Source organism: Martinezella lusitana (assembly GCF_010668395.1).
GTDB lineage: Bacteria > Pseudomonadota > Alphaproteobacteria > Rhizobiales > Rhizobiaceae > Rhizobium > Rhizobium lusitanum_A.
The window spans coordinates 1-6514 of sequence record NZ_WUEY01000051.1 but is presented as its reverse complement, the minus strand read 5'-3'; the positions used below and the strand labels follow the sequence as shown (position 1 = coordinate 6514).

At 61.9% G+C, this 6514-nt stretch carries 4 protein-coding genes; 1 reads left to right on the top strand and 3 read right to left on the bottom strand.

Translation table 11 applies throughout. The annotated features are described in order from the left end of the window. Both GR212_RS36345 and GR212_RS36340 read right to left on the bottom strand, forming a co-directional pair. A partial coding sequence (locus GR212_RS36345) for a conjugal transfer protein TraD (RefSeq protein ID WP_163994944.1) occupies positions 1-168 on the bottom strand: 168 nt, incomplete at its 3' end. Beyond that, the gene (locus tag GR212_RS36340; protein ID WP_163994942.1) at positions 158-445 is read right to left on the bottom strand and encodes a TraC family protein; all 288 of its coding nucleotides are present in this window, start codon (positions 443-445) and stop codon (positions 158-160) included. The genes GR212_RS36345 and GR212_RS36340, both read right to left, overlap by 11 nt. Positions 446-664: 219 nt before the next feature. Here GR212_RS36340 and traA point away from each other — a divergent pair, with 219 nt between their 5' ends. Then, positions 665-5299 (top strand): Ti-type conjugative transfer relaxase TraA, encoded by a 4635-nt coding sequence (gene traA, locus GR212_RS36335; protein WP_163994939.1) that lies wholly within the window; start codon positions 665-667, stop codon positions 5297-5299. 447 nt (positions 5300-5746) lie between these two features. Here traA and rctB read toward each other — a convergent pair whose 3' ends face one another. Next, positions 5747-6106: an SMa0974 family conjugal transfer regulator gene (rctB, locus tag GR212_RS36330; protein WP_163994937.1), complete on the bottom strand. Its 360-nt coding sequence runs from the start codon at positions 6104-6106 to the stop codon at positions 5747-5749. Between the last annotated feature and the right edge of the window lie 408 nt (positions 6107-6514).

The window sequence follows — 6514 nt, the reverse complement described above, 5'->3', positions numbered from 1 at the left end:
GCCGATATCGCGCAGCCGCCGATGTTCCGGCGAGCCTGCCGCCAGTCTCGCCAGTTCGAGCAGGCCACCGAGCAGAAAGGCACGGTCGGCCTTCGATAGACCCGCCTTGACGACGATGCCGCCGAGGAGAAATTTCTCGCGGGCCTCCTGTTTGCGGTCAGCCGTCATTTGAAACCGTCTCCGGCGTTCCAGCCCCACTATCCGTTGGTCGACGCGCCGGAGCAGGTGCGCCACCAGAGCCTTTCTTCTCTCGGCTGCGAAATCGTGCCGTGAGCTCTTCGAAGATCCGGTCTACCTCCTCGTCTGCGATCTCCATCTCCGCCAGCCCCGACTTGGTGGCCGCCCTGGCAAACCGTTCAGCGGATTTAACTATCAGCAATCGTCTGCGTTCACGAAGCTTCTCTATCTGCGCATCGAGATCGGAAAGCGATAATTTCACGGCCATTGGTGCATTTTCCTTCTGAAAAGTAAACTCAACGTAGTGATTATACTATCTATAATAAGATAGTTAAATAAGCTATCTTGCGTCAAGCCCAAAACGTCGCAGCTGGAAGTCTCCGTGGTGCCGTCTTCCGGAAAAGTGGCATCGGCCCTGCGGTCCGATCGGTTTGAGGGCGCAATATACGTCGCTGGCGCGACGTGCTTGGAAGGTCAGGAGACGTCAGTGGCGATCATGTTCGTCAGAGCACAGGTTATCAGCAGAGGAGCGGGGCGCAGCATCGTCTCGGCGGCCGCCTATCGCCATCGCGCCCGAATGATGGACGAGCAGGCCGGCACATCCTTCAGCTATCGCCGCGGGGTGTCCGAGCTGGTGCATGAGGAGTTGGCGCTGCCGGATCTGATACCGGCCTGGCTGAAGAGTGCGATCGACGGGAAATCCGTCACCGGCGCAAGCGAGGCACTATGGAATGCGGTCGACGCCTTCGAGAAGCGGTCGGATGCGCAGCTCGCCCGTGAGCTGATCATTGCCCTGCCGGAAGAGCTGACGCGGGCCGAGAACATTGTCCTGGTGCGGGAATTCGTCCGAGACAATCTGACGTCGAAGGGCATGGTCGCCGACTGGGTCTTCCATGACAAGGATGGCAATCCGCATATTCATCTGATGACCACTCTGCGCCCGCTGACCGAAGAGGGTCTTGGGCCAAAGAAGGTGGCGGTATTGGGAGAGGATGGAGAGCCGCTGCGTGTCGTCATGCCGGACCGGCCGAACGGCAAAATCGTCTACAAGCTCTGGGCTGGCGACAAGGAAACCATGAAGGCTTGGAAGGTCGCCTGGGCAGAAACCGCCAACCGGCATCTGGCGCTTGCCGGCCACGAGATCCATCTCGACGGACGCTCCTATGCCGAACAGGGCCTTGATGGCATTGCACAGAAACATCTCGGACCGGAGAAGGCAGCACTCGCGCGCAAGGGCGTCGAGATGTATTTCGCACCGACGGATCTTGCCCGCCGGCAGGATATGGCAGACCGGCTGCTTGCCGATCCCGAGCTGCTGCTGAAGCAGCTTGGCAATGAACGCTCCACTTTCGACGAGAAGGACATTGCCAAGGCGCTGCACCGCACTGTCGACGATCCCGTCGACTTTGCCAATATCCGCGCGCGGCTAATGGCCTCCGACGATCTGGTGCTGTTGAAGCCGCAGCAGATCGAAGCCGAGAGCGGGAAGGTATCGGAGCCGGCGATCTTCACCACGCGCGAGATCCTGCGCATTGAATACGACATGGCTCGGTCGGCGCGCGTCCTATCCACGCGCAAGGGCTTTGGTGTCCCGCCACAGGACATTGCGGCCGCCGTCCAAAGCGTCGAAACTGCCGATCCGGAAAGGCTCTTCAAGCTGGATGCCGAGCAGGTCGATGCGGTGCGTCATGTCACCGGCGACAATGGCATCGCGGCGGTTGTCGGGCTCGCGGGTACCGGCAAGTCGACCCTGCTTGCTGCTGCACGCGTTGCCTGGGAGGCGGAAGGCCGTCGGGTAATCGGCGCAGCACTTGCCGGCAAGGCGGCCGAGGGGCTGGAAGACAGTTCCGGGATCAGATCTCGGACACTCGCCTCCTGGGAACTGGGATGGGCCAACGGCAGCGAATTGCTCGAACGCGGCAATGTGCTCGTCATCGACGAGGTCGGGATGGTGTCGTCGCAACAGATGGGCCGCGTGCTGAAGATCGCCGAAGCCGCGGGGACGAAGGTCGTGCTGGTCGGCGATGCGATGCAGTTGCAGCCGATCCAGGCGGGAGCGGCGTTCCGGGCGATTACCGAACGGATCGGTTTCGCCGAGTTGGCCGGCGTGCGCCGCCAGCGCGAAGAATGGGCGCGCGATGCGTCGCGGCTCTTCGCCCGCGGCAAGGTCGAGGAGGGGCTCGACGCCTATGCGCAACATGGAGGCATCGCCGCAGCCGAAACACGCGCCGAAATCGTCTCGCGTATCGTGGCGGATTGGACAGAGGCACGCAAACGGGCGATCGACACGTCGGTCGCTGAAGGCAAGGACGGCCGTCTTCGCGGAGATGAACTCCTCGTGCTCGCCCACACCAATGACGACGTGAAGCGGCTGAACGAGGCGTTGCGCGCAGTGATGATCGGCGAGGGCGCGCTCAGTGACCGTCGTGCCTTTCGGACGGAACGCGGACAGAGGGAGTTCGCCACTGGCGATCGGATCATCTTCCTTGAAAATGCCCGCTTCGTTGAATCGCGCGCAAGGCACCGCGGTCCGCAATATGTGAAGAATGGCATGCTCGGCACGGTCGTTTCCACCGGCGACAATCGCGGCGTCACATTGCTCTCGGTGCGTCTCGACAACGGCCGCGATGTCGTCATCAGCGAGGACAGTTATACCAATGTCGATCACGGCTATGCCGCGACGATCCATAAGTCGCAGGGCGCCACCGTCGACCGAACCTTTGTGCTCGCCACCGGCATGATGGACCAGCACCTCACCTATGTGTCGATGACCAGACATCGCGACCGCGCGGATCTCTATGCAGCGAGTGAGGATTTCGAGGCGAAGCTGGCATGGGGTCGCAAGTCGCGGGTTGATCATGCCGCCGGTGTCACCGGCGAGCTTATCGAAGAGGGGTTGGCGAAGTTTCGTCCGAATGACGAGGATGCGGATGAAAGCCCCTATGCCGACGTGAAGACCGACGACGGATCCGTCCATCGCCTCTGGGGTGTCAGCCTGCCGAAGGCGCTGGAGGAGGGCGGCGTCTCGGAGGGCGATACCGTCACCCTGCGCAAGGATGGCGTCGAAAAGGTCAAGGTAGAGGTCACCGTTGTCGATGAGGCGACAGGCGAGAAGCGAACGGAGGAGCGGGAGGTCGAGCGCAACATCTGGACCGCCAAACTGATCGAATCCGCAGAGCTTCGCCAGGAGCGTATCGAGCGGGAGAGCCACCGGCCGGAATTGTTCAATCAGCTTGTCGAGCGCCTTGGCCGGTCCGGTGCCAAGACGACGACGCTCGATTTCGAGAGCGAGGAAGGCTACCGGGCGCATGCACAGGATTTCGCGCGACGGCGCGGTATCGACACGCTCGCCGGCGTCATGGCCGGAATGGAGGAGGGCGTTTCGGGGCGGCTGGCGTGGATTGCGGAAAAGCGCGAACAGGTGGCGAAGCTTTGGGAACGGGTGAGCGTGGCGCTCGGTTTCGCGATCGAGCGCGAGCGGCGGGTTTCCTATAGTGAGGAACGCGCGGAGACCACTGCAGCGGAAATCCCGAGCGTCCGAAAATATCTCATCCCGTCCACCACCATGTTTGCCCGCAGCGTTGAAGAGGATGCACGCCGCGCGCAACTCGCCTCGGAACGGTGGAAGGAGCGCGAAGCGATCCTGCGACCGGTACTCGACAAAATCTATCGCGATCCGGACCAGGCGCTCGGCTACCTGAACGGGTTGTCGTCGGACGCGACGATCGAGCCTCGCAAGCTTGCCGACGATCTTGCCGCAGCACCTGATCGGCTCGGCCGCCTTCGCGGTTCCGACCTTGTAGTCGATGGCCGTGCTGCTCGTGACGAGCGCAACGCGGCCTCGGCTGCTTTGTCGGAGTTGCTGCCGCTTGCCCGTGCCCATGCCACCGAGTTCCGTCGGCAGGCCGAGCGTTTCGGCATCCGCGAGGACCAACGGCGCGCCCACATGTCCCTGTCGATCCCGGCGTTGTCGAAACCGGCGATGGCCCGCCTTGTCGAAATCGAGGCGGTCCGGGACCGGGGTGGGGATGACGCCTACAAGATGGCCTTCGCCTATGCCGTCGAGGATCGTCTACTGGTTCAGGAGGTGAAGGCCGTCAATGATGCCTTGACCGCACGCTTCGGCTGGAGCGCCTTCACCGCGAAAGCCGATGCTGTTGTCGAGCGCAACATGACAGAGCGCATGCCCGACGATCTTGGTCCCGAGCGCCGCGAGAAGCTCACCCGCCTGTTCACCATCATCAGGCGCTTTGCGGAGGAACAGTATCTGGCCGAGCGACAGGATCGCTCCAAGATTGTTGCCGGGGCGAGCGTCGAAGCCGGAAGGGAGGCCATGACCGTGTTGCCGATGCTTGCCGCCGTGACCGAGTTCAAGACGCTGGTGGAGGAGGAGGCAAGGTCTCGCGCAGCCGAAGCCGGGCACTATCGTCATCATCGCACTGCACTCGCCGAGACCGCGTCCTCGATCTGGCGCGATCCGGCTGGCACCGTCGCAAAGATCGAGGAGTTCATCGTGAAGGGCTTTGCCGGCGCGCGCATCGCGGCCGCCTTGAGCAACGATCCCGCTGCCTATGGTGCGCTGCGCGGTTCGGATCGCATCATGGACAAGATGCTCGCTGCCGGGCGGGAACGGAAGGATGCATTGCTCGGGGTGCCAGAAGCGGCCGGCCGTGTGCGTTCGCTCGGCGCTGCCTGGATCACTGCCTTGGATGCAGAGACCCAAAGCATCACCGAGGAGCGCGGGCGCATGGCGGTGGCCATTCCCGGTCTCTCCCAAGCGGCCGAGAACGCGCTCCGACAAATCGTGGCCGACATGAAAAAAGGAAAGCGAAAGGGGAAGGACGCCAAGGTCGATGTCGCCGCGGGATCGGTCGATCCGCGTATCCGACAGGAGTTCGCTGCCGTCAGCCGAGCGCTCGATGAGCGGTTCGGCAGAAACGCGATCCTGCGCGGTGAGAAAGACGTTGCCAGTCGCGTGTCGCCGGCACAGCGCCGTGCGTTCGAGGCGATGCAGGAGAAGCTGAAAGTTCTCCAGCAGATCGTCCGCATGGACAGCAGTCAGCAAGTCGCGGCGAAGCGCCAGCTGCGGGCCGTCGATCGCGTCCGCGGCATCATTCGCTGATTTTTTGAGACGGCTCGCGTCTGCGACATCGATAATACCGATCCCCGTGCGTCCCAAGATCACCTCTATGCCGAACGACAACGGCGCCGAGGACAAAAATGACTAGGTGGGCTGAGCCCGGAGCAGCAGATAGCCGAAGCCCATGCGCCGCGGCTTGCAACGGCTCTTGCCGAGCAAGGTCTGAGGTGGATTTCGAGCAGTATCCCGAGAGGCGGGTGAGGCAGCGCATGGAGATTCCGCGGCCGGCAAGACTGAGCCGATGGATGGCAACACTGCCAGATTTAGCCTCATCATTAGGCACAAGTGGTGAGCAGGGACACAGCCTGCGACAAGCCCCGAAGCGCATCAATGTCGTCCGGCACCGGATCCAACGCCAACGCTGCAACCGTGCGCCTGCCAATCGGCCTAGTATCCGGCGGTAACAGGCAATCGCTGCTTGCGACGAAGCTATTTGCATTTCGTTCGCTGAGTAGCGTGGGGCTTTGCAACACCGATGCCGGGAGATGGTATTCCATCAACGGGAAGCCACTCGACGGGCATGGCAGGAGTGAGAGCGAGCATCGAGAGGCTGCCCTCCAACAGTGTTCGGATTCCGTAGAAAATCAAAGGGTCTCGCGCGCAAACCCGAAGGAGCAGGTGTTCGCCGTTCGTCTCTATAACTGCATGTCCATCCTCGAAGTCCAGAAGTCTCTCAGCTTCATCGGTGGTGATTGAGCCGCATAACTCTCGGATCTGCGTGATAATCTCCTCTGCTGCGCTCTGCGCATGCGAGATGGCGACAACGGCGTCAGCGACATATTCGTGCATTTGTTTTCTCCTCGGCACCCACCTACACTGTGCGTCATCGACCCGAGGCGGCGCAGTAACCAGCGTCACTCAGGCAGCCAACGGTTCCGACCTCGGAACCCTGGTTCTCGAATCGAAGACGTTGGGAAAGCGGTTGGCCGCCTTATCTTCAGGTGCATCTGGTCCTGGCACGCGGGGCACTTCGAACGCACCACAGCAGGTTGTAAACCGTCTGCAGCCGTCAGCCCGGTCGATCTCGTCGAACCAGCCCACAGCACGTTGGTATATGAGAGAACGAAATCGGCAGCGATTTCATCGCCGACGAAAGACCTGGGTTAATGCCCGGTGCTAGGTTACATCATAACTTTCAGGATAAAGCCGATAAGGAAGGTCCGCATAGACGTATTCTCCGGGTATGGCAGCCGGGGA